Source organism: Winogradskyella ursingii, assembly GCF_013403975.1.
In the GTDB taxonomy this organism is placed as follows: Bacteria; Bacteroidota; Bacteroidia; order Flavobacteriales; family Flavobacteriaceae; genus Winogradskyella; species Winogradskyella ursingii.
In genome coordinates this window covers 322025-344980 of the sequence record NZ_JABFDH010000004.1, presented here as the reverse complement: position 1 = coordinate 344980, position 22956 = coordinate 322025, and the positions used below count along the sequence as shown (strand labels likewise).

22 protein-coding genes are annotated in these 22956 nt (G+C 35.5%); 6 read left to right on the top strand and 16 right to left on the bottom strand.

The annotated features are described in order from the left end of the window. Positions 1-83 precede the first annotated feature (83 nt). The 5 genes from HM983_RS11910 to HM983_RS11890 form a co-directional block, all read right to left on the bottom strand. The gene (locus tag HM983_RS11910; protein ID WP_246277509.1) at positions 84-1013 is read right to left on the bottom strand and encodes a lipid A deacylase LpxR family protein; all 930 of its coding nucleotides are present in this window, start codon (positions 1011-1013) and stop codon (positions 84-86) included. A gap of 65 nt (positions 1014-1078) precedes the next feature. Beyond that, positions 1079-1765: a peptidoglycan DD-metalloendopeptidase family protein gene (locus tag HM983_RS11905; RefSeq protein ID WP_179345660.1), complete on the bottom strand. Its 687-nt coding sequence runs from the start codon at positions 1763-1765 to the stop codon at positions 1079-1081. A 100-nt stretch (positions 1766-1865) separates the two neighbouring features. Continuing rightward, positions 1866-3434 (bottom strand): YggN family protein, encoded by a 1569-nt coding sequence (locus HM983_RS11900; RefSeq protein WP_179345659.1) that lies wholly within the window; start codon positions 3432-3434, stop codon positions 1866-1868. 195 nt (positions 3435-3629) lie between these two features. Further along, entirely contained in the window at positions 3630-4208 is a 579-nt protein-coding gene (locus tag HM983_RS11895) for a hypothetical protein (protein WP_179345658.1), read from the bottom strand. Further along, positions 4192-4689 (bottom strand): RNA polymerase sigma factor, encoded by a 498-nt coding sequence (locus HM983_RS11890; protein ID WP_246277512.1) that lies wholly within the window; start codon positions 4687-4689, stop codon positions 4192-4194. Before HM983_RS11890 ends, HM983_RS11895 begins: the two co-directional genes overlap by 17 nt. 260 nt (positions 4690-4949) lie before the next feature. Between HM983_RS11890 and HM983_RS11885 the strand changes: the two genes are divergently transcribed. From HM983_RS11885 to HM983_RS11865, 5 genes are all read left to right on the top strand, one after another. Continuing rightward, a complete protein-coding gene (locus tag HM983_RS11885) occupies positions 4950-5525 on the top strand; it encodes a DUF2911 domain-containing protein (RefSeq protein ID WP_179345657.1) in 576 nt (191 codons plus the stop codon). Positions 5526-5538: 13 nt separating this feature from the next. After that, positions 5539-6624 (top strand): methylmalonyl Co-A mutase-associated GTPase MeaB, encoded by a 1086-nt coding sequence (gene meaB, locus HM983_RS11880; protein ID WP_179345656.1) that lies wholly within the window; start codon positions 5539-5541, stop codon positions 6622-6624. Between the two features lie 78 nt (positions 6625-6702). Then, on the top strand, positions 6703-7419 hold the full coding sequence (locus HM983_RS11875) for a glycosyltransferase family 2 protein (RefSeq protein WP_179345655.1): 717 nt from the start codon (positions 6703-6705) through the stop codon (positions 7417-7419). Beyond that, complete coding sequence (locus tag HM983_RS11870; protein ID WP_179345654.1) at positions 7416-8039, top strand: lipid-A-disaccharide synthase N-terminal domain-containing protein; 624 nt, start codon at positions 7416-7418, stop codon at positions 8037-8039. Before HM983_RS11875 ends, HM983_RS11870 begins: the two co-directional genes overlap by 4 nt. Further along, complete coding sequence (locus tag HM983_RS11865; protein ID WP_179345653.1) at positions 8032-9648, top strand: ArnT family glycosyltransferase; 1617 nt, start codon at positions 8032-8034, stop codon at positions 9646-9648. Before HM983_RS11870 ends, HM983_RS11865 begins: the two co-directional genes overlap by 8 nt. Before the next feature lie 4 nt (positions 9649-9652). Here the strand turns inward: HM983_RS11865 and HM983_RS11860 are convergent, their stop codons facing one another. The 4 genes from HM983_RS11860 to HM983_RS11845 all read right to left on the bottom strand — a co-directional run bounded on the left by HM983_RS11860 (position 9653) and on the right by HM983_RS11845 (position 12504). Then, the gene (locus tag HM983_RS11860) at positions 9653-10252 is read right to left on the bottom strand and encodes a phosphatase PAP2 family protein (RefSeq protein WP_179345652.1); all 600 of its coding nucleotides are present in this window, start codon (positions 10250-10252) and stop codon (positions 9653-9655) included. 10 nt (positions 10253-10262) lie between these two features. After that, the gene (locus tag HM983_RS11855) at positions 10263-10490 is read right to left on the bottom strand and encodes a hypothetical protein (protein ID WP_179345651.1); all 228 of its coding nucleotides are present in this window, start codon (positions 10488-10490) and stop codon (positions 10263-10265) included. A gap of 84 nt (positions 10491-10574) precedes the next feature. Then, positions 10575-11960, bottom strand: a complete 1386-nt coding sequence (locus tag HM983_RS11850; protein ID WP_179345650.1) for an MATE family efflux transporter — start codon at positions 11958-11960, stop codon at positions 10575-10577. Between the two features lie 37 nt (positions 11961-11997). Continuing rightward, positions 11998-12504, bottom strand: coding sequence for a DUF3124 domain-containing protein (locus tag HM983_RS11845; RefSeq protein ID WP_179345649.1), 507 nt, complete (start codon positions 12502-12504; stop codon positions 11998-12000). 129 nt (positions 12505-12633) lie between these two features. Between HM983_RS11845 and HM983_RS11840 the strand changes: the two genes are divergently transcribed. Further along, entirely contained in the window at positions 12634-13131 is a 498-nt protein-coding gene (locus HM983_RS11840) for a hypothetical protein (RefSeq protein ID WP_179345648.1), read from the top strand. Positions 13132-13229: 98 nt separating this feature from the next. Here the strand turns inward: HM983_RS11840 and HM983_RS11835 are convergent, their stop codons facing one another. The 7 genes from HM983_RS11835 to HM983_RS11805 form a co-directional block, all read right to left on the bottom strand. Beyond that, positions 13230-14537, bottom strand: coding sequence for an MFS transporter (locus HM983_RS11835; RefSeq protein ID WP_179345647.1), 1308 nt, complete (start codon positions 14535-14537; stop codon positions 13230-13232). A gap of 33 nt (positions 14538-14570) precedes the next feature. Then, a complete protein-coding gene (locus tag HM983_RS11830) occupies positions 14571-15512 on the bottom strand; it encodes an NAD(P)H-dependent flavin oxidoreductase (RefSeq protein ID WP_179345646.1) in 942 nt (313 codons plus the stop codon). A gap of 410 nt (positions 15513-15922) precedes the next feature. Beyond that, positions 15923-17110 carry a tRNA 2-thiouridine(34) synthase MnmA gene (gene mnmA / locus HM983_RS11825; protein ID WP_179345645.1) on the bottom strand — a complete coding sequence of 396 codons (1188 nt, stop codon included), beginning with the start codon at positions 17108-17110 and terminating at the stop codon, positions 15923-15925. Between the two features lie 191 nt (positions 17111-17301). Then, positions 17302-17979 carry a toxin-antitoxin system YwqK family antitoxin gene (locus HM983_RS11820; RefSeq protein ID WP_179345644.1) on the bottom strand — a complete coding sequence of 226 codons (678 nt, stop codon included), beginning with the start codon at positions 17977-17979 and terminating at the stop codon, positions 17302-17304. A gap of 213 nt (positions 17980-18192) precedes the next feature. Continuing rightward, positions 18193-20097, bottom strand: a complete 1905-nt coding sequence (gene yidC / locus HM983_RS11815; RefSeq protein ID WP_179345643.1) for a membrane protein insertase YidC — start codon at positions 20095-20097, stop codon at positions 18193-18195. A 159-nt stretch (positions 20098-20256) separates the two neighbouring features. Beyond that, positions 20257-21882: a CTP synthase gene (locus tag HM983_RS11810; protein ID WP_179345642.1), complete on the bottom strand. Its 1626-nt coding sequence runs from the start codon at positions 21880-21882 to the stop codon at positions 20257-20259. 51 nt (positions 21883-21933) lie between these two features. Then, positions 21934-22839, bottom strand: coding sequence for a TIGR01777 family oxidoreductase (locus tag HM983_RS11805; RefSeq protein ID WP_179345641.1), 906 nt, complete (start codon positions 22837-22839; stop codon positions 21934-21936). Between the last annotated feature and the right edge of the window lie 117 nt (positions 22840-22956).

The window sequence follows — 22956 nt, the reverse complement described above, 5'->3', positions numbered from 1 at the left end:
AAGATTTAAGGCTGTTAGAAATTGAAACATCTTTTTAGAATTAGTTTATTACACCAATTTTTGATGGCCTTTTATTTCCGTTTTTAAAAAGTAAAACCGATTCTAATCCCTCCCCATTTTGCAGAAGCACCAGATTTAAACTCTCGAGTTATCGCACTTCTCGTATATTCAAAATATAGCGTTCTTGTCTTAAGCACAATCCCATAGTTATATTGTGCCGTAAATCGTTCAATATTTTCTGATGAAATGGTGTATGGACTATCCCTATTAAGTAGTCCTCCCTGTAATGTGGCATCATAACCCACAAGGCTCACCCTAGGTTGTCCATAAAGATAAAACTGGAATTTTCTATTAGTTTTAACATTATCAAAAACCGAATTCATTATACCGATTTGGGTATTGAACCCAATGGAAGCATTCGTGAATAACGTTCCTATTTGAGTTGAAGCATCAAATTGAAAAGCAAACAGATTTTCCAATTTAAAAAGTTGCTTTTCAAAATCTACTCTATAATTAAGCACAACATCGTTCTTAATCTGGTTATCCCAACCACCAGGTACTTTATTACCAGTAATCTCATGTATGCCCACTTGCATTTCTTTACCAAATGCACCAGGACCAATGAGTCCCAAACTCAAAGATTGTGACAATCTTGTTTTATTTGGAGTATGGGTTTCCATCTTAAAACTCTTTAACATAATTGCAGCTGCAAATGGTCGGTCGCCAAATTGAATGTCTTCGCTCTCATAATCATTAGGTGTAAAACCAATATGCTCAATTGATAATCCGTATTGTGTTTTGTTACCGTCAAAATTGAAAAACAGATGATTCGCCGGATTTTTTTCTAAACTCGGCAAAACCAATTCAAAATTATAACCTTGTGTATAGTTTTCGTCCGTTGCGGCAAAATAATCATTGTCATAGTTGAACCTAAAGTAACTTTCGCTTTCAATAGATCGGTAAGACACCGTATGTTCTATTTTTTGCGCGAACAAAAAAATAGGACAAAACATAAATAGTCTTAATAGCCATATTTGCATACCATTACTTACGAGAATATGTTAAAACCGGTTTCGGATCAATATAATTTTAGAAGCAAATTCGGGTCAGGACAATTGTTTTTATAGTAATCCAGATCTTGTCTTGACGTTACTCCTGGATAATCACCTTCAAAATTTCCAATCTCTCTTATAATTTGAAAATGTAAATGTGGCGGATAATCCCCATTTACTTTGGCCGAACCTAAATTAGCGAATTGTTGTCCTTGCCTCACCTTTGCACCAACTTTTAAATTTTCAATGGAGGACAAACTCAAATGTCCGTAAAGTGTATAAAACAAAAGTCCATTTATATCATGTTTTAAAATTATGGTTGGGCCATAATCACCATGATTAGTATTATTCTCAAAACTATGGATCTTGCCTTCTAAAGGTGCAAAAATAGGTGCGTGTTCATCTATCCAAATATCCAAACCCAAATGGATATTACGTTCGGTATCTAAGTTTTCTTGATTAAAGTACAAACTTCTTCTATAGATACCGCGTTGTTCTAAATACCCACCGTAAGCGGCTTTCGCATCATTTTGGTTCATATAATCCCAAATAAATTTTTCCAAGTCTTCGGAAGACGAAAAATCTACTTTTTGCAATTCGGGATTTTGATTGGACAAATCAATAGGAATATATTGAGTCGTAGGAATAGAAGCATCAATTACAGTATGGACTTCTAGCGATTTTAGAAAAGTTTCAAAATTAAATAGGGCCATTAATTAAAAATTTCCACAAAAATACGAATTGATTTTATGGAATTTCGGAAAGAATTGAATTGAGAATTTATATTAAATCTCGGATATGATAAACTAATTTTTAATTCATGATTACGCTGCTAAATTTAGCATTTATGCTAATTACTTTATTTGAGGCTGTACCATCTGCTGTTGTATTAACTGATTTCTGAGTCGTCGCCTTATTATTGAATTTTGATCGGTCTCCCTTAAAATTCAAACTATAATCAACATCCTTCGGAAGGTAAACTAACGCATCGCTATGCTCCAAAATGAGATTCAAATTCTTAAACGTATCCGCAAGATTACTGATTGTTAAATCACCAAAACTTCCATCTATTAATCCCGTATTTTTAAGATTGGTAATATTGATATTGGATGATTTTGAGTTAAGCACCAAATCTTTAGCTTCTTGTATTTGTGCACGTTCTACAAAATTTAAATTCAATGTGCCCATGTCCCAAGTATCTATCATCACAGGCGAATAAGATACATTGATGGAAGTGTCACTTCCATCAATGTGTTCTGCTACAAAATATGAGTACGCTATATCACCTTTCATATTAGATATCACCGAAGATATTTTTAATTCACCATGCCTAATATTGGTTTTAAGAATTGCCTTTTTTGGTATCTTAATTTTAATAACTTTTTTTACTTGGCTATTACCACCAGACTCGTAATGTCTGGTTTGCATAGATGCTCTGCGCTCTTCCATTTTCTCAGCAAGCTTCTCACGTTTTTCTGCCATTTTCTCCTCGTGTTTTCCCATAGCTTCACCTCTTTCTTCCATAATTTTGGCACGTTCTTCCATCTGTTTACCAAATCGTTCTCCCCAAGCTTCCATCTTTTGCTCCCATTCTTTTCCGAAACTTTTACCAAACTCTTCTCCCCATTTTTCCATATCTTTTCCGAAGCTCTTTCCAAATTGCTCGCCCCATTTTTCCATATCCTTTGCCCACTGGCCTTCAAAACGCTTACCGTACTCTTCTCCCCATTTTTCCATCTTTTCTTGATAACCCGATTCAGTGAATTTTTTCGCCCATTTCTCCATACTTTTCTGCAATTCTTTACCACCTTTTTTCTCGTATTCCTTGCTCCACTCTTTCATGTATTTTTCGCCTTCTTTCTGGTATCTTTCATAATCAAAACTTACGCTATTAACACCTTTTGGCAATTCTGGTAATTCCGGCATCTCAGGCATTTCAGGCATCTCTGGTACCTCTGGCATTTTCCCCATATGAGGCATATTAGGCATTGCCGGCATTTGAGGTATTTCAGGTAAATCTGCCAATTGCATTTCCATATCTTCTAATAATCCTGCATAATCATTATTGCCAAAAAAGCTTAAACGATGTGAGCCATCTGATGAGATAGTCACTTGATTATTAGCGCCATCAACCTTTAAATTCCAAGATTCTAGTGCTTTTTTTAATTCTTCTTTTGACAGCTTTGAACTTTCGACATAGGCCTCCACTTCAACAATATCTCGGTTCCATGTCTCTAATTGAATTTCTACATGGCTTGTATTTAAATCTACGATAACGTCTTTATTCACTTTAATAGATTGCGAGACTTTAGTCTGTTTCTGTTGTGCGTAACCCAATGATGTCAATAAACAGAGTGCGATAATTTTAATTGTTTTTTTCATGATTTTTTAATTTTAGAGATACCCAGTCGAGCTGAGTAAAATCTGTTCGTTTTTCTTGTACTGAATTTATTTCAGCATCTTTTGATTTGATTAATGAATTATTTATTTAAAATTGAAATATTTAAGTTTTAAAGCATTCGACTCTAGTTTATCCTGAGTTTGGTCGAAGCGCACAATGTGACAGCTGTATTTTAATTATACTGTCGTTTGCTCAAAGGAATCATCACTAAACTCTTGCAATTTTTCCTTCATTCTCATTACTAAATTCAACCTGAATTTTAAGTTATCTATTAGTGCATCCAATGTTTCTTGCGTAGGTCCATTTTTGGTCAGTTCCTTAGATAATCTTACGTACTCATCGTTGAGCTCCTTAAGACGTTGTACATAGCCATCGAACAACTCTTTGTTTTCTGGCGTTAATTCTACTTTGGATAATTCTAAATTAATACTCGCCAAATAATAATCTTCAACTTTTTTGAAGTCTGGTGACACATCTCCCAGAGTTTTTAATTCTGAATTGGAATCCGAATCTGCAACTTCAGTTGGCATTGCATTATCTGTTGGACTTTGATAAAACTGAAACGCTCCGTAACTTAATCCTAACAAAATCACTACACTTGCTGCAATACTGAAAAAGTTAAATCTATTTCTCGATTTTTGCTGCGGTAATTCTTTTTCAAGCTTTTCCAAAAAACGTGCTTCGTGACCTTGGGACATTTTGGCTTTGTCCTTCTTTTTTTCGGCTTCAAATAAATCTCTAAGATGTTGTGCCATTTTTTATAAACTTTAGTTTGTTTTTTAATTTCTGCTTGCCTCTGGACAGTTGTGTCCGCGATGCGACTTCAGTAATATCAAGTATTTCTGAAATCTCTTGATGATCGTAACCTTCTACCAAATAAAGCATTACTACGTATTTATACTTTTCTGGTAATTGCTCAATCGCTACTTTTACCTCATCTATACTTACTTCATCTTCAACCGTCCATCCGCTTTCGTAATCTGCATCGACCACATTTAAGTGGTGCTCTTCCAACTCAATTTCACGTTGGCGCTTGGCCTTAAGAACATCGAGACAATTATTGATTACTATGCGTTTTAGCCATGCTCCAAAACTGACTTCTGCCCTGTACTGTTCAAGTTTTGAAAACGCCTTTATAAACGCTTCCTGAACGATATCCTCAGCTTCCATTGTGTTTTTTATGAAACGACTCGCCACAATGAGCATACCATCGCAATATTGGTTATACAATTGCATTTGTGCTTGCCTATCGTTTTGCTTACACTTTTCAACAATATGAATCTGAAACGTATTGATTTTGGTCTTGGTTTTTTTGATTGGTGTCACTTTAAAGACGAGGTAAATAGTTGAGTGTTGCAAAAATTTTCAAAAAAATTTCACTTTGATAAGATTTACTTAATTTTCAACGTTACATGCTCTAAATTTAGGGATTTCAATTATATTTAACTTTATAGTCCGTAAGGAACAGTTTGAATTATAAAATTTTTTAAAATTACATGAACACCTTTTTAAAGCGCCTACTTATCCTTCTGGCCATTGTGGCTTTAGGTTTATTTTTATATTCTACTTTTGTCGAAAATATTTTCTCACCACGTTTAAGTCCCAAGGATTCCGCAAAATTAGAGCTAAATGATTTAAACCTTACTGTAGAATATAACAGACCCTCTAAGCGCGAACGTGATGTTTTTGGGGCGTTAGTACCTTTTGATAAAGTTTGGAGAACTGGAGCTAACGAAGCTACTACTTTTGAGACCAACAAGGATTTAATTATCGATGGAATTAAACTACCAAAAGGAAAATACACTATTTGGACAGTACCAATGCAGGATTCCTGGAGAGTGATGTTTAACTCACGACAGTATAAATGGGGTGTTAATGAAAAAATGGAACCTATGTGGGACCCAAACTACGACGTTTTGGAAATTGAAACACCGACTATTCCACTTGACACTACAGTCGAAAAATTTACCATTGCATTTGATAATACCACTGGTAATTTAAAACTCACTATGGCTTGGGACGCGACCAAAATTGAAGTACCTATCGAAGAAGCACCGATCAAAAATCAGTAAATCTAATCGCTAAGTGGCCAAAAAAACACCAAAATACGAATCTGCTTTGCACGAAAAAGAAGGTGTATCACCACCTGATTCCTTAAGCTCAGATGCCGCAAAACTGATTAAGGCCAATCGACAAAAAGAACCTTCGGTTTCAGATTTAGTGGCAGGTATAATTTCCGGCAATATTACAAGTCTGAGCCGTGCTATCACTTTGGCAGAAAGTACCAACCTCAAACATACAGAGAAAGCAAACGAAATTATTAAAGCCTGTTTACCACATGCCAATGATTCTGTTAGGCTTGGAATTACTGGTGTTCCTGGCGTGGGAAAAAGCACATTTATCGAGGCTTTTGGAACTCATTTAACATCCATTGGTAAAAAAGTGGCTGTACTTGCTGTAGATCCAAGCAGCTCATTAAGTAAAGGCAGTATTTTGGGTGATAAAACCCGAATGGAAGACCTGGTCAAGGACAAAAACGCATTTATAAGACCATCGCCATCAAGTAATTCTTTAGGTGGTGTGGCACGTAAAACAAGAGAAACGATAATACTTTGTGAGGCTGCAGGTTTTGACACTATAATTATTGAAACGGTTGGTGTGGGACAAAGTGAAACGGCAGTACATAGCATGGTCGATTTCTTTTTATTGTTGAAACTCGCTGGTGCCGGAGATGAACTACAAGGTATAAAACGTGGTATTATTGAAATGGCAGATGCTATTGTGATCAACAAAGCAGACGGCAAAAATATTAAAGCAGCAAAGTCCGCAAAAGTAGAGTTCAACAGAGCATTGCACCTCTACCCTCAAAAGGAATCGGGTTGGTCACCTCGAGTTTTATTGGCAAGCGCATTGAAACGTGAAGGTATTGAGGACATTTGGGCAATGATTGGCGATTACCTCACGAGCACAAAAGAGAATAATTACTTTGAGTCACATCGCAACAATCAAAATAAGTTTTGGTTGCTTCAAACTATTGAAGAACGGTTAAAATCAAATTTCTATAATTCACCAGAAATAAAAACCGAATTACAATCCCAAATTGAACTGATTGAGGCTGGAAAAACCACACCATTTGCAGCCGCAGAATACTTGTTAAGCAAGACACGGTGATTTGTGAAAGGTTATGTCATAAACATTCGTCATAACTTAAAAAAACAATATTTTTGCACCCAATAAGTCAACCGAAGCATGACATATAAATTTACGATCGTAGTTCCTGTTTATAACGAAGAAGAAAACTTAAAGCGCGTAGAAACTGAGCTTTTAAATTATCTTGAGATTGCTTCCGTTTCAACTTCTATTTTATTTGTTAATGATGGCTCAACAGATAATAGTCAATCTTTAATCGAAGCTATTTGTAATCACAACAATGCCTTTGACTACATTTCGTTCAAAGAAAACAGAGGTTTGAGCGCAGCTATAAAAGCGGGTTTTGACCATGTGGACAGTGAATTGGTGGGTTATATCGATTCCGATTTACAAACAGCACCTGAAGATTTTAATTTATTACTTCAACATATTCACAATCACGAATTGGTAACAGGCGTACGTGCGGATAGAAAGGATAAATTTGTAAAAAATATGTCGTCTAAAATTGCAAACGGTATCCGACGAGCGTTTACGCATGATGGTATGGATGATACCGGTTGTCCACTTAAGGTAATAAAGACAGATTACGCTAAACGTATCCCAATGTTTAAAGGTTTGCATCGGTTTTTACCAGCTATGATCTTACTTCAAAACGGACGTATAGTTCAAATACCCATACAACATTTTCCAAGGATGGCAGGTACAGCTAAATTTGGACTTTGGAACCGACTTTTAGGACCACTGATGGATTGTTTTGCCTATCTATGGATGAAGAAAAAATATATTAACTACGAGGTTGCTAAAAGCAGTAAATGAAAGACTGGATTATCTACGGCATCGGATTTTTAGCGCAGATATTATTCTCATCTCGCCTTATTATTCAATGGGTCACTTCAGAAAAACAGCGTAAGGTTATTACTCCAACAACATTCTGGACGTTAAGTTTAGTGGCATCTTTTTTACTTTTTATCTATGGCTATTTACGACTTGATTTTGCGATTATGCTTGGGCAAGGTTTAACCTATTTTATTTACATACGCAATCTGCAATTGCAAGGACAATGGCAAAAATTTCCTAAGCCAATTCGTTTTTTATTGTTGATAGCACCTATTCTGATTGTTGTTTTTTATTACAATAATAATCAAATTGACGTAGCATTACTTTTTAAGAATGACGCTATTCCCACATGGTTGTTAGCATTAGGTATTTTTGCGCAAGTGATTTTTACGTTACGTTTTGTTTACCAATGGATTCATGCTGAGCGTCATAAAGAATCGACATTACCAATGGGATTTTGGGTGTTGAGTTTAATCGGTGCCGCTTTGATCTTAACCTATGCCGTTATTCGAAAAGATCCCGTACTTTTTATCGGTCATCTTTTTGGTGTAGTCATTTATACAAGAAACACTTATTTAATAAGACAGAACAATGATTAAACTGATTGAAAAATATCCTATTTTAAGTCTGTTCTTTTTTGTGATACTTATGCTTGGTTTTACCATTGACTCGATTCCCGTAAGCATTATGGAAGCTCGTAATTTTATTTCTGCTCGAGAGATGTTAACTGACGGTAATTGGATTCTAACCACGATGAATGGCGAAGCGCGTTACGAAAAACCACCTATGCCTACGTGGATTACAGCTGCATTTGGGATGATTTTTGGCATAAAATCTGTTTTGGCGTTGCGTTTTCCTACTTTACTTTTTGTTGCTAGTATTGGAATTTCAACCTATCTCTTATCCAACAAAATGAAATTGAAGCATTCGCATAGCGTGGCTAATGGTTTTATTGCGATTACTTCATTTTATGTCATCGGTATTACCATTGAAGCACCATGGGATATCTATGCACACGGTTTTATGCTAATGGCTTTGTATCAATTATTTCTGCTATTTCAGATTGAAAAAACAAGAATTATAAGCAGTGGTTTGTTCGTTATATTTTTAGCTTTTTCGGTATTATCCAAGGGACCTGTTTCATTATATGCATTGTTTTTACCATTTGTTATTGCTTATGGTATAGCTTATAAATTCCAGGGGAAACCCATACATTTTTTGAAAGTATTAAGTCTTTTAGTTTTCGGGATTGTTCTAGGTGGTTGGTGGTATTTTCATGTGCGTATAGCAGATCCAGAAACTTTTACTGCTATAGCAGAGCGCGAAACTTCCAATTGGAGCAGTTACAACGTTAGACCATTCTATTATTACTGGAGCTTTTTTGTTCAAAGTGGCATATGGACTATTCCTGCTTTAATTAGCTTGATTTATCCTTATATGAAATCGCGTGTAACTAATTTAAAAGCCTATAGATTCAGTTTCTTCTGGACGATTTTTGCCGTGATTTTATTATCTATTATTCCTGAAAAAAAGTCGCGCTATCTAATGCCTGTTCTTATTCCACTGGCATTTAATATTGGCTTTTACATTAATTATCTATTTCGAGAATTTAAAAATCTGACATCCAAAAAAGAAACTATTCCTGTTTATTTCCAATTTGGATTGATAGGTTTTTTAGCCTGTGCTTTTGGTTTAAGCTACTTTTTTTTAGCAGATGATTTGTTCGGTTGGATGCTATTTAGATGGGTCGCAACAGTAATTACATTAATGATTATTGGGATTGTCATATTTAAATATTTAAAAGCGAAGGAAATTAAATCAGTGTTTTACCTGACTTTATTATTTATGTTGAGTTTAGGATTCCTTGCTGTGCCGTTGGTGAAAACCCAAATTCAAGAAAATTTTAATTCAGTTTCAAACCTTGATGAAAATGGATTTACAACCTATAGCTTGAACGTAGCACCAGAAACTGTTTACGATTTTGGCAAAAAAATTCCGAGTTTAAAAACTGAAGACGGTTATCTAATTCCTGCGGAATCACAATTTAACCTTTTGGTAAATTCTGACAATTCACAGTCGCTGGAAGAGTTGTCACAATACTATCACATAGAGCTAATTGGGACCTATGATTTAAACATGGCAGATGAAAATGCGAAAGGTCATAAACCGCGTCTCGTCAATAACTTTTACAGATTGACTAAAAAATAGAATTTTAATTTTTATCTAATTCTTGGTCTGGTTCATTTAGTGTGAATCTAGACTGTAAATATTTGTCTAATTTGTAAAAACCAAATCCTGAAATTGCACCAAAGGTAAGACCGGAAACAACATCCAAAGGGTAATGTACTCCAATATAAATACGGCTATAACCCATTAGAATCGACCAAACAATTAACATTGGGAGCAAGTATTTATATTTATTCTTCAAAATTAAACCTACTATAACAGCGACACCCATAGAGTTGCTGGAATGTCCCGAAAAATAACCGTATCGACCACCACAACCGTCTTTTACCAGGCGCATAACTTCTGCCACACCTGCTTCGTGGCAAGGTCTCAGTCGTTCTAAACCATGCTTAAATAAATTAGTTATTTGGTCTGTGAATGACACCATTAGTATGGCCGTAATAAGTGTTAAAACAACCATTTTAGTACCTAGTCTTCGATAAATAAGATAAGCTAAGGTAGCATACAATGGAATCCAGTGAATTTTTGCCGTATAAGTTAACCAAAAAGCGTCCCAGTATGTATTACCAAGCCCATTGAGATATAAAAATAGTTCTTGATCTAATTCAATAAGTTGTTCAATCATGCTTTGCTATTTAATCATCGTATCGCGCTACTTCCCTATCATAAAAGTCCGTTGCCTGCTGAATATAATTTTCCATCTCAGACTCCAACTCTTTTTGGTCGTGTTGGTCAAATTCTTCGAACCACTCTACCTCATCGTTTTCTAAGTTGATGATAAACCTAGGGAATTCTGTATGAATGATAAAAATAGCATCTGGATAATCCGTGTTATCGCCTAAAATGAATTTTGGTAGTTCCATGGTATGAGTTAAAAATTATGAATACTAAAACTTAGTGTTTTAATACGGTTGCGCAAAAATAGTAAATACAATTGAGTTAAAATATTAAGTATGTAAAGCACTCTTTGCGATTAACTTGTTAGTCAAATATCTAAATCTTAAATAGAGCAAAAGCGCCGCAACGCTCAATCCCGCAAGTAAGCCCAACCAAATACCAAGACTCCCATAGACATCTTCGTTTCCCAAAAAATAACTTATAGGAAAACCAATTACCCAATAGGATATGAATGTAATTATAGTCGGAATCTTTACATCCTGTAACCCACGTAAAGCACCAAGAGCTATTACTTGAAGACTATCACTAATTTGAAACACCGCAGCAGCCAATAGTAAAGTAGCGGCAATTTGTACCACCTCTGTGGTATCAACCGCATTTATAGGGTCGTCTAAATTGACATATAACTCCGGTAAATACTGATGAAATATTACAAATAGCAAAGCAAAAATCGCAGCAAAGAAAAAGCCAACTAAAAATATAGATTCCGCAATACGCTTTAAAGCTCTAAAGTCTTTCAATCCTTTTTGATTTCCCACGCGAATCATTGCGGCCACACTCAAGCCCATGGCTACCATAAAGGTCATTGACGACAGGTTGAGTGCTATCTGGTTGGCAGCTTGTGGATTGGCGCCTAATGTTCCACTGAGCCATATAGCTGCCGTAAAAATAGCAACTTCAAAAAACATTTGCATAGCACTTGGCAAACCTAAATTGGTCAGTTTTTTTAACGGTTGTTTGCCTAATTGAAAGAATTTTATGTTAGTCACAAATGCTTTAGACTTTTCACGTTTGGCTAATAGCCACCATAGATGAAAGAGCATTACAAATCGTGATATTAAAGTACCCACCGCTGCACCGACAATACCCATTTCCGGAAAACCGAATTTACCAAAAATCAACACATAGTTAATAGCCACATTAATTACATTCGCCACAATAGTCGCGTACATTGGGTATTTTGTCAAAGACAAACCATCACTAAATTGCTTAAATGCCTGAAACACTATTAATGGTACTAAAGAAAACGCGACTAAATCCAAATACGGAATGGCCAACTCTACAACTTCTTCTGGTTGGTCCATAACATACATTAAAGGTTTAGCAAATAGTAATAGGACAAACAGTAACAATCCTAAAACAGTACAAAGAAAAAGACCATGCTTAAAAACGGATTTTCCTTTAGCGAAGTTCTTTTCGGTATCGGCTTCTGCCACTAATGGTGTTATAGCTGTAGAAAAACCAATACCCAAAGACATGGCAATAAAGATAAAACTATTGCCCAAAGACACGGCAGCAAGTTCTGCAGCACCCAGCTGACCAACCATAACGTTATCCACAAAACTGACAAAGGTATGCCCAAGCATACCTAAAATAACCGGTGAAGCCAGTTTAAGATTGTATTTAAATTCTTTAGTATAGTCACTCAAAACCATGGCGCAAAAGTAGCGGTTTTGGTTTTAGTTTCAAGTATTAATCGATGCGTTTTCCTTGTGTAGTAAAGGACAGACCTTGTGAGCCAACCGTTGATGACATAACAGCTTCAAAAATTGGTTCTGGAGCGTTTTTTGACATTTTCCAATCGAATATAAAATTAGATCCTGTGCCACCAGATACATCAGATTCTTCAATAACAATGTCCAAAGTTTCCATCGGTAATAAGTACACTGGTTTATTGATATACTGTTTTATCATTTCGCCGTGAGTACCGTGGTAATCGGCTTTTAACAAGTATATAGTATCTTTTTCACTGGTGTTTCTTAGACTCACCATTGCCGTAAGATTATATTTTTTGTGTTGAGACAGACTGTAAATTTGCGAATAAATAGAAAGGTAAGATTTTCCTGTTTCTAACGAATCGCTAATCGTATGGGAAACCGTCCTTTTTTTCCAATCAACCTTTATTGGATCTTCTTCTCTTTTATTTTCACAAGAATTAAAAGACAAGCAGGCAATAAAAAAGATTACACAGTATTTCATACTAATAGAAAATATAGTCTCTTAACAAAAGTAGTGGTTTTTTGGGTTGAAGAGTTAATTATATTTTTAAAGTAATTTTTAAAATTCTAGATCTTATTTATTATATTTAGAGAAACACATAATCAAATCATGAAAAAATTAAGTATCCTATTATCCATAACAGCCTTAATATTTTTGGGCTGTAACAATGAAAAAAAAGAATTAAAGGCCGAATATGACGCTTTTGTAAAGAAAAGTGACAGTATACATATGGCACACAATGAATTTGAGGATCGACATGACAAAATGTTGAGTGAACATCAAAAATTTTCAGAACAACTTGCAAGTATGGAAGTTAAGGATTCTACAGTTATGGAAGACCTTAGAAAATTTGGTCTTATGATAGAGCGGCACGACGCCATTATTAAAAGCCATAGAGAAATTATAGATGCACACAAAAACAACCCACCAAATTTTGATGAAATCAGCACACTTGAATTCAATGATAAGGTTGAAGAAATGAGAGATTGGCACGACAGAGTTATGAACGATCATGATCTCATGAAAGATGAACATGAAAAAATGCAGGTTACTTATAGAAATATCAAAGAAAATTTGAATATGAAGATGGAAGAAGAAAAGAGTTAGACAAGTGATTCAATCTTAAAACGGAAAAGCTCCATGGCTATCTTAAACCATGGAGTTTTTTTGTTTTGAAAAAGTTCAAATTAATCATTTAAATAAATTTACTCCACGTCAGGTAACTTATAACTTCGATAAGCACCAATAAATCCTAAAATTGATAAGCCCAAAATAACGCCCTCTATAGACAGAATGGATGCCAATGCACTAAGTCCACCAGTAATTAGCAAAATAATCCCAATTACGGTATTGCTTACGGCCACATAATTGGTACGCTCATTGCCGTTTGCCATATCCAGCACGTACGTTTTACGCCCTGCACGTACTCCACCATGCGAAATACCCAATACAAAAAAGGCTATTGGATATAACCACAAGTGTGTTCTAAATTCTTCCATAAAAGTCACAATCAGAAATAATGCAACACCCATTGTAGATGCTACAATAATGGCCCAAGCCATTGTGTTTTTACTAGATCTATCGGCCAATTTTCCCCAAAAAGGCGAGCTTATAATAGACGCAATGCCATTGGCAATAATTAACAGACCCAACAAAAAACTCTCTTTACCAACATATTCCTGAGCCAGTAGCACATAAAATGGTGCAGAAAGCGATGAACAAAGTAATAAAGCACGTGCAATTACAAAATTTCGGAATTGGGTATTAGATCTTAATAGTCCAAATTTGCTTACGACTGCGTTTTCATCGTCCGATGGAGTTACGGTATCTCCTGGAAATTCTTTAATTGTGGCATAAATAACAGCAGCTATCAACCACATAACAGAAGCAAAGAAGATTAAATTGGTATAGAAATCTACAGAGGCATCGGTTTCGGATTTGTATGTAATGAAAAGGCCTGCCGCCAACACTAAAACACCAGATAGAGCAGCTGTATAACCACTAAGTTTACCGCGACGCGTTTTGGGAATTGTCTTTCCGATAACGTCTTTTGAAGTCACAGAAGCCAGGCTCCGAGCCAAACTGAAGATCACGAGACTAGCAACCATAAGCCAACCTGCGGTTGCACCTTCATATTTAAGTCCAATGAGACCAATAGTTGCAATAGAAAAAAATTGCAGCACAGAACCCACTACCCAAAGCCATTTTCTTATAGGCTTTTTGCTGATATAATTGGAAATTGCAATCTGCGGAATCATAGCTCCCGACTCACGTATTGGTACAATAAGACTAATAAGATATACTGGAGCGTTAACATAGCTCATAAGCCATGTCAATACTGTTTTAGGATTGCTAAGGGTATCACCTAATTTGGTTGAAGTGTGCGTGAGCAGAATTTTAAAAAAATTAGAAACAGTATATTCACAAGCCTCTTCAGTGATGTCCTTGCAAACACGATTTCCATTTTCATTGTTAAGGTATCTATAAAGTTTTTCTATGATTGAGTTTGACATTACACTTATTTAGTATGAGTTAGCTTAAGGTTTTTAAAGTGATGACACTTCCGACTTAGCAGCATTATACTCAGCAATCATTTCCGAAACAATTTTTGATACAGGTTTAATATCGTGAATTAATCCAGAGATTTGTCCGATCTCTAATTCCCCATCGTCCAAATCACCTTCAAACATACCGCGTTTGGCCCTGGCTCTTCCCAACAATTTTAATAATTGTTCTGGTGTTGGTGATTGCTTATAAAGCTCTTGGATGTCGTTAAAGAATTTATTTTTAATCAACCTTACTGGTGCAAGCTCTTTCAATGTTAACTGTGTATCACCTTCTTTAGCATCAACCACCACTTGCTTAAACGATTGGTGTGCGGAGGATTCTTCACTCGCTACAAAACGGCTACCCACTTGCACTGCATCTGCACCTAATACCATACATGCTAACATGGCTTTCCCGGTAGCAATACCTCCTGCAGCAATCAGTGGAATTTTTATCTGCTCCTTAACCATTGGTATTAAGGTTAAGGTTGTGGTTTCATCACGTCCATTGTGACCACCAGCTTCAAAGCCCTCAGCTACTACCGCATCTACTCCGGCTTCTTGTGCTTTTAAGGCAAACTTGACACTACTTACCACATGCACAACCGTGATACCTCTTTCCTGCAACCACTTGGTCCAGGTTTTTGGGTTACCGGCAGAAGTAAATACAATTTTCACACCTTCATCAACAATGATATCCATTATCTCTTCAATATTGGGATATAACATTGGGACATTGACTCCAAAAGGCTTGTCAGTGGCTTTTTTACATTTTTGAATGTGTTCTCGCAATACATCAGGGTACATTGAGCCTGCGCCAATTAAACCCAGTATTCCAGAATTACTCGAAGCAGAAGCCAATCTCCAGCCACTGTTCCAAATCATTCCGGCTTGGATTATAGGATATTTTATATTAAAAAGTTTAGTTATTCTGTTAGTCATGTTATTTACTTTGAAAAATTCATACACCTATTTCTATTTTTTAAGGTAAAGAATTTATTTCGATAAAATTAAAGGAAATAATCTTGGAATGGAATTCAATTTATTATGAATTTGAATGTATTCATAGTGTTCTTAGATGCTACCTCAACATAATAAATCCCCGTTGCTCACTGTAATATATTTGTATTGTTATTGTTAGATGTAATCTCATTTTCCATAACAAGATCACCAAATTGGTTGAAGATTGAATATTTCAGCCGAATCGCTTTCTGATAAAAATTAAATTGTATTTTTTAACTAAGCTTTTTTTATTGCAATTTACGGAAGTAACAAAAAATTAAAATCATATAAAAGAGCCTACTTTTCATTGCGATAACCTCACTTTTGAGGTTTAGTCCTCTATAATCTTATTAAGAAATAACTCCTGAGCCCAATAATTCATCACCGGAATACCAAGCTACAAATTGGCCTTCGGTTATAGCGGATTGTTGGTTTTCGAATTCGACGTAAATTCCAGAAGACACTTTATACAAAGTTGCATTTTCTAAAGACTGTCGGTATCGAATTCTTGCCAAAACCTTTAGCGATTCACCATAAACCAAAGCTAAATCTTCTCTAACCCAATGCAGTTCTTCATTATTTACAAATAAGACATTTCTATAGAGTCCTGGATGATTTTTTCCTTGACCTGTGTAAATCACGTTTTCCACAACATCGGTTTCAATCACAAAAAGAGGCTCTTTTGTTCCACCCACGCCAAGACCTTTACGTTGACCTTTGGTAAAATAGTGAGCACCTTGGTGTGTACCGACTACCTTTCCATCTGATGTAGAATATTCAGGTTTTGCGGCTAAATAAGACAATTCTTTTTCTTTTGAATTGAACTGAGGAGTCTTTATGTTATAAGTTTCCAAATCATTATCAACCTCAATAATGACACCTTCTTTTGGTTTTAATTGTTGCTGAAGAAAATCTGGTAATCTTACTTTACCTATAAAGCACAGCCCTTGAGAGTCTTTTTTTTCAGCCGTTGTTAGGTCTTGGGCTTTTGCTATTTCCCGAACTTCAGGCTTAGTAAGCTCTCCGATCGGAAACAATGCTTTTGCCAATTGCTGTTGTGATAATTGACACAAGAAATAAGATTGGTCTTTATTATTATCAACTCCTGCTAAAAGTTGATGAATTTCTTTGCCATCTTTTTCAATTGTGCCTTTTCTGCAATAATGCCCAGTAGCCACGTAATCAGCTCCAAGTTCCATCGCAATATCCATGAACACATCAAATTTTATTTCACGATTACACAATACATCTGGATTTGGAGTACGTCCTTTTTCATATTCGTTAAACATGTAATCGACAATACGTTCTTTATATTGAACACTTAAATCTACAGTTTGAAACGGTATACCCAATTTATCTGCAACCAGCATGGCATCATTACTGTCTTCTAGCCATGGACATTCGTCTGAAATAGTAACGGAATCATCGTGCCAATTTTTCATGAATAAGCCTATAACTTCATAGCCTTGCTCTTTTAAAAGATAGGCTGCGACGCTGGAATCTACTCCTCCTGAAAGTCCTACGATAACTCGTTTCATTTTTTTATCTGATGTTTTCTTCTCAACTATCCTGTAACTCTACTTTAAAAGAGATAAAGAATTGGATAATCTTTGTCTTAAAAATTTCCGCAAAATTACAAAATAAAAAAGGCAATCTGTTGAAGATTGCCATATCGAAATTGAATGCATTAGATAACTAAAAACTATTGTTTTTAAAGATGATTTAAACATTAATAATCTACAGTTTTGGTAACTCCATCTTCAACATACGTCCAAGTGCCTGTTTTTTTATCTTCATCGTAGTTACCTTCTGTAGTAATGTTTCCTTGATTGTCAAAGGTTTTATATGGCCCGTGAAATTCGCCATTTTTAAAATTAGCAACTTTGATGAGGACACTTTTATCTGAATACCACTTAGCCTCTCCTTCAAGTTTTCCTTTTCTATAATTAGCATGTTCTGCCATTACACCATTTTCATAAAAAACCTTTCGTTCTCCCTCAAGTTGCCCAACATCGTTGTAATTTTCGACAATCATCTTTTTATCGGAATTCCTATGATAGTAAACCCATTGACCAATAAAGTCTTTACCGTCCATTTTACCTTCACTGACCACTTTCCCATTTGAAGTGTAAAATTTTACTTCGGCTCGATTATTATTTTTATTAAACACACGTATAGCGCTTAAAACACTTTTGCCATTTGAGATTTTATAGTAACTAAAAGTATCTATTTCCTTGCCGTGCTCAAAAACACCTTTGTATCTGACGAGATCTGTATTATCGTAGTTCTTAGTCCATAATCCATGTCTTTTTCCATCGCTATCAAGTTGATTAACAGATTCTTGAGCTACAACAACTGTTAAAAGCATCATAAAAATAGACGAAAATATAAATTTTTGTTTAAACATTTATTATTTTTATTAAACAGAATAAAAATTCTTATGATTATAACAATACAACTCGAAAAAATAGAATTTATTTTTTAGTAAAGTTTAAAACAAATAATCATACAAATTGAAAAAGTCGAGGAGTGATTACCTCATTTTTTATATTGATTGATTTAGTTAGTAGGAAACCCAGACAATTGTCTGGGTTTCTCTATTTTAAAAGTTATTAAAATTCTATTTTTTTCGTTTTTGTTGCGCTTGTTTTTGCTGTTCTGCTTGCTCCATCATTTCTTTCATTTTGCGTTGGAAACGATTTTGTTTCTTTGGCTTGCTTTTGCTCACCTCTATTTTAGCCAACACTTTTTCTTCGTCTATAATATAGTTTTTAATGACTAACATAATCCCAATACTAATTAAGTTAGAAACAAAATAGTACAAACTTAAACCTGATGCATAATTATTGAAGAATACGAGCATTAATAATGGTGAGAAATAAATCATATACTTCATCATTTTACCCATATCTGGCATACCTTCTTGCGTTGGTTGCTGTGCCATTTGCTGCCCTGTAGTCATTTTCATATAAAAGAAAATCGCTACCGCTGCCAATATTGGAAATAAACTTACGTGATCGCCATAAAACGGAATATTAAAAGGTAGCTCTGCAATAGAATCATAGGAACTTAAATCGTCTGCCCAAAGGAAACTTTTCTGTCTTAATGCAAATGCCGTTGGAAAAAACATAAATAAGGCATAAAACACTGGAATCTGCATCAAACCTGGCAAACACCCACTGAGCGGACTTGCACCTGCCCTGCTCTGAATGGCCATTGTTTCTTGCTGTGCCTTTAATTTGTTGTCTTTATATTTAGCTCTGACTGCGTCCAACTCAGGTTTTAGGATTTTCATCTTAGCCTGAGAGAGGAATTGTTTGTATTGTACAAAAGACAACATGATTTTAACCAATATGGTCATCACAATAATTGCAATACCGTATGGTAAAAATCCACTCAAAAATCCAAACAAAGGAATAAATATCGCCTTATTGATCCACCCAAATATTCCCCAACCAAACGGAATACTTTCTTCCAATCCTGCTTCGTAAGTTTTCAGAATTTTACTGTCCGTTGGTCCGTAGTACAGACCCAAATCCTTATTGATTTCACCACCACTATAAGTCAAAGGCACTTTAGCAGTATAGAGTTTGGTAAAAAGTGTATCGACTTCTTCATCCTCAACCAAATCTTCAGATGAAATTGTTGCTTTTTTAAATGCATCATCCGCTACTAAAATAGAACTAAAGAAATGCTGCCTGTAAGAAAGCCATTCTACGTCTTCAATTGTCTCTTCATCCGAACCAGCCTGTGATAATTTATCGACCTTATCTTCTTCATGCATGTATGTTAACCTAGTATAACGGTTTTCGTAACTGATACTTTTGGCATGTCTTATTCCCTTTTGTTTCCAATCTAAAACGATAGGTTGAGACGTATTAAATACACCACTTAAACCTTGAGATTTGATTGAAAAATCAATCATGTAATCCTTCGGCTTCAACTCATACCTATATTCTAAAAACTCTGATTCCGAAACCTTAAGTTTCATCGAAACCACTGTATTTTCACCACTCTTAGTCACCTTAGGTTGAAACGGCAAATCTTGGGTATTTAAAGTTCGGTTATCTGAAGTACTGAATGTAATATTGAAAGCACTGTTTCCATCCTTTACTATATAAATAGGTACAGAATCGTATGCCACGAAATTTTTAAGTTTTACCTCGGATAAATGGCCACCTTTATTGTTGAATTTTAATTGAAAAACATCAGTTTCTACTGTCGTTTCTCCACTTCCTTGTGAAGATTGGTTTAATGCATAAGAAAATGCCCCAACCTTGTTTTGTGCAGCAACGCGTTGCGTTGAATCCAAATTTTGAATATTGGTATAATCATCCTCTGTAGTCACAAGGGTTTCATTCTGCATGTTCGCTTTTTGTTCAGCTTCAACCTGCTCTTGATCCGCAATTTTCTGTGCTTCAATTTCTTCCTCAGTTGGTTGGTTTTGGTACATGATGTACAGTAAAATTCCAAAAATGAGCACAAAGCCAATGATAGAATTAATATCGAACTTCTTTTCTTCCATATTTAGTTGCCGTGAAAACGGTAATGTTTAAATTTTAGATCTGCCAAGATTTTAAAATCAAATAGATCTTATATATTAGTTTAGTTGCACAGCCCAAAAAGCTGTCCAAAAATTAAATCTGCGCCAAAGTGGCACATTTATTAATTAAAATGATGGTAATTATTTATTATTATTTTTCTTTTTGTGATTTACGGCAGCACGAACAAATGCCACAAACAGCGGATGCGGACCAGCTACAGTACTTTTATATTCAGGATGGTACTGAACACCAACAAACCAATCGTTAGTCGGAATTTCTACAATTTCCACCAATCCTGTTTCTGGGTTTACACCAGTTGCTACCATACCAGCATCTTCAATTTGTGATTTAAAATCGTCATTGAATTCATATCTATGTCGGTGTCGCTCTTTTATATTTTCCTGACCATACACTTTATATGCGATGGTATCTTTTTTGATTTTACAATCCCAAGCACCCAAACGCATTGTGCCACCTTTATTGACAACATCCTTCTGGGACTCCATTAAATCAATTACTGGATTTGGTGTATTTTCGTCCATTTCGGTAGAATTGGCATCTTTTAGTTTTAAGACGTTTCTGGCATATTCGATCACTGCCATCTGCATACCCAAACAAATACCTAAAAAAGGGATATTTTGTTCGCGCACATACCTTACAGCTTCAATTTTACCTTCGATACCACGCTCACCAAAGCCAGGTGCCACTAAAACACCATCCAAATGTCCAAGCTTGAATGCAATATTGGAATCGTTCAAATATTCTGAATGTATCGGCTCTACGGTTACATTAACTTCATTTTCTGCTCCAGCATGTATAAAGGCTTCCAAAATAGATTTATAAGAATCCTGAAGTTCTACGTATTTACCAATCAATCCAATGGTGACTTCACTTTTAGGATTTTTATGACGTTTTAAAAATTCGTTCCAACGGTTTAAATCCGGAACGTCACTATTGAGTTTTAGCTTGTCCAGAACTACTCTATCAAGTCCTTCTTCGAGCATTAAGTTTGGCACATCATAAATTGTGGAAGCATCTATGGATTGAATTACAGCTTCTTGTTTCACGTTACAAAAACGTGCCAATTTTGCTTTTAGACCATCACTGAGCTCGTGTTCTGTTCTACAGACCAAAATATCAGCGTGCACACCGCTTTCCATTAATGTTTTTACGCTGTGTTGGGTTGGTTTGGTTTTTAATTCTCCAGCAGCAGACAAATATGGCACTAACGTTAAATGTATAACTAATGCATTATTTTCGCCCAAATCCCATTGCAATTGACGTACAGCTTCAATATATGGCAAAGACTCAATATCACCTACAGTCCCACCAATTTCAGTAATGATAATATCATAATCACCTGAATTACCTAATATTTGTATACGGTGTTTAATTTCATCTGTAATATGCGGAATAACCTGTACGGTTTTCCCAAGAAACTCACCTCGTCTTTCCTTATCAATGACACTTTGGTAAATTCTACCAGTTGTAACATTATTAGCTTGTGACGTTGGCACGTTTAAAAAACGTTCGTAATGTCCTAAATCCAAATCCGTTTCAGCACCATCATCGGTGACATAACACTCGCCATGTTCGTATGGATTAAGTGTTCCCGGATCTATGTTAATGTACGGGTCTAATTTTTGGATGGTAATTCTGTAACCTTGTGCCTGTAAGAGTTTGGCCAATGATGCAGCGATAATACCTTTTCCCAATGAAGAGGATACTCCGCCAGTTACAAAAATGTATTTAGGATCTGTGGTCATGATGCGCTTTTAAACGCAGGCAAATTTACAATAAATTATCACTTAAGCCATCTATTGTAGTAAATCTTCTAGTGCAGGTTTTAGATGAATATATTTGAAGGCAAATCCAGTATTTTCAATCTTTTGCGAACTGACACGTTGACTTTCGAACAAAAGGATATGCATTTCACCTAATGCCAATTTCATTGCGAATCTTGGAATATTAGGCAGAATCAAAGGACGATTAAGAACATTGGCAGCTGTTGTTGTAAGATCATTATTAGTAGTTGGATTAGGTGCGACACCATTATAAACCCCTTTTAATTTATCTTCTAAAGCATGAACAAATATACGTGCCAAATCATGTATATGAATCCAACTTTGCCATTGTTTACCGCTACCGAAAGCAGCACCAGCACCAAATTTAATTGGTTTTACTATTTGTGGCAGTGCGCCTCCATCTTCTGCCAGTACCAATCCGATTCTAATTTTAGCGACTTTACAGCCCAACAATTTAAAATCGTCTACTGCTGCTTCCCATTTTTCTACAACTTCTCCTAAAAAGGTTCCAGCAATTTCGTTATTTTCTTCATCGTAGTAGTTAACCAGGCTAGTTGGATAAATACCAATGGCACTGGCAGAAACTACATAATCAATTTTATAATCAAAAGCCCTAATCGTATCTTGCAAGAGTTGTGCAGTTTCAGTTCTGCTTTTGAGGATTATTTCTTTGTAATCGTCTGTCCAACGCTCAGAAATACTAGCACCGACCATATTGATTATGGCAGAAACACCTTCAAAACATTTGTGATCAATTTCATTATTGTTTGGATCCCAATAGAAGCCTTTATAATTAGACTGCTTCTCTAACTTTGATTTTGAAGTAGTTAAGTAATGAACATTGATATTTTGGTTATGACATTGTTTCACAATCTCTTGCCCAATTAATCCTGTTGCACCTGTAATCAATACTGTCATTCGTGTACTTTTTATTAAAGATACAAAAGGTCTCAGGCTAAGAAATGGACTTTAGTTTTGATTTAACGTTTAACATTCAAACCTACAGAAATTGCCTTGACATTCATGCAATTGCAA

What these genes read in the sequence shown, in the direction of transcription:
- HM983_RS11860 (WP_179345652.1), bottom strand. Translation starts at nt 10,252, where the DNA reads ATGATTGAACAACTTATTGAATTAGATCAAGAACTATTTTTATATCTC.
- HM983_RS11865 (WP_179345653.1), top strand. Translation starts at nt 8,032, where the DNA reads ATGATTAAACTGATTGAAAAATATCCTATTTTAAGTCTGTTCTTTTTT.
- HM983_RS11890 (WP_246277512.1), bottom strand. Translation starts at nt 4,689, where the DNA reads ATGCAATTGTATAACCAATATTGCGATGGTATGCTCATTGTGGCGAGT.
- HM983_RS11870 (WP_179345654.1), top strand. Translation starts at nt 7,416, where the DNA reads ATGAAAGACTGGATTATCTACGGCATCGGATTTTTAGCGCAGATATTA.
- HM983_RS11855 (WP_179345651.1), bottom strand. Translation starts at nt 10,490, where the DNA reads ATGGAACTACCAAAATTCATTTTAGGCGATAACACGGATTATCCAGAT.
- HM983_RS11810 (WP_179345642.1), bottom strand. Translation starts at nt 21,882, where the DNA reads ATGACCACAGATCCTAAATACATTTTTGTAACTGGCGGAGTATCCTCT.
- HM983_RS11840 (WP_179345648.1), top strand. Translation starts at nt 12,634, where the DNA reads ATGAAAAAATTAAGTATCCTATTATCCATAACAGCCTTAATATTTTTG.
- HM983_RS11885 (WP_179345657.1), top strand. Translation starts at nt 4,950, where the DNA reads ATGAACACCTTTTTAAAGCGCCTACTTATCCTTCTGGCCATTGTGGCT.
- HM983_RS11835 (WP_179345647.1), bottom strand. Translation starts at nt 14,537, where the DNA reads ATGTCAAACTCAATCATAGAAAAACTTTATAGATACCTTAACAATGAA.
- HM983_RS11895 (WP_179345658.1), bottom strand. Translation starts at nt 4,208, where the DNA reads ATGGCACAACATCTTAGAGATTTATTTGAAGCCGAAAAAAAGAAGGAC.
- yidC (WP_179345643.1), bottom strand. Translation starts at nt 20,097, where the DNA reads ATGGAAGAAAAGAAGTTCGATATTAATTCTATCATTGGCTTTGTGCTC.
- HM983_RS11845 (WP_179345649.1), bottom strand. Translation starts at nt 12,504, where the DNA reads ATGAAATACTGTGTAATCTTTTTTATTGCCTGCTTGTCTTTTAATTCT.
- HM983_RS11805 (WP_179345641.1), bottom strand. Translation starts at nt 22,839, where the DNA reads ATGACAGTATTGATTACAGGTGCAACAGGATTAATTGGGCAAGAGATT.
- HM983_RS11830 (WP_179345646.1), bottom strand. Translation starts at nt 15,512, where the DNA reads ATGACTAACAGAATAACTAAACTTTTTAATATAAAATATCCTATAATC.
- HM983_RS11820 (WP_179345644.1), bottom strand. Translation starts at nt 17,979, where the DNA reads ATGTTTAAACAAAAATTTATATTTTCGTCTATTTTTATGATGCTTTTA.
- mnmA (WP_179345645.1), bottom strand. Translation starts at nt 17,110, where the DNA reads ATGAAACGAGTTATCGTAGGACTTTCAGGAGGAGTAGATTCCAGCGTC.
- HM983_RS11910 (WP_246277509.1), bottom strand. Translation starts at nt 1,013, where the DNA reads ATGTTTTGTCCTATTTTTTTGTTCGCGCAAAAAATAGAACATACGGTG.
- HM983_RS11875 (WP_179345655.1), top strand. Translation starts at nt 6,703, where the DNA reads ATGACATATAAATTTACGATCGTAGTTCCTGTTTATAACGAAGAAGAA.
- HM983_RS11905 (WP_179345660.1), bottom strand. Translation starts at nt 1,765, where the DNA reads ATGGCCCTATTTAATTTTGAAACTTTTCTAAAATCGCTAGAAGTCCAT.
- HM983_RS11900 (WP_179345659.1), bottom strand. Translation starts at nt 3,434, where the DNA reads ATGAAAAAAACAATTAAAATTATCGCACTCTGTTTATTGACATCATTG.
- HM983_RS11850 (WP_179345650.1), bottom strand. Translation starts at nt 11,960, where the DNA reads ATGGTTTTGAGTGACTATACTAAAGAATTTAAATACAATCTTAAACTG.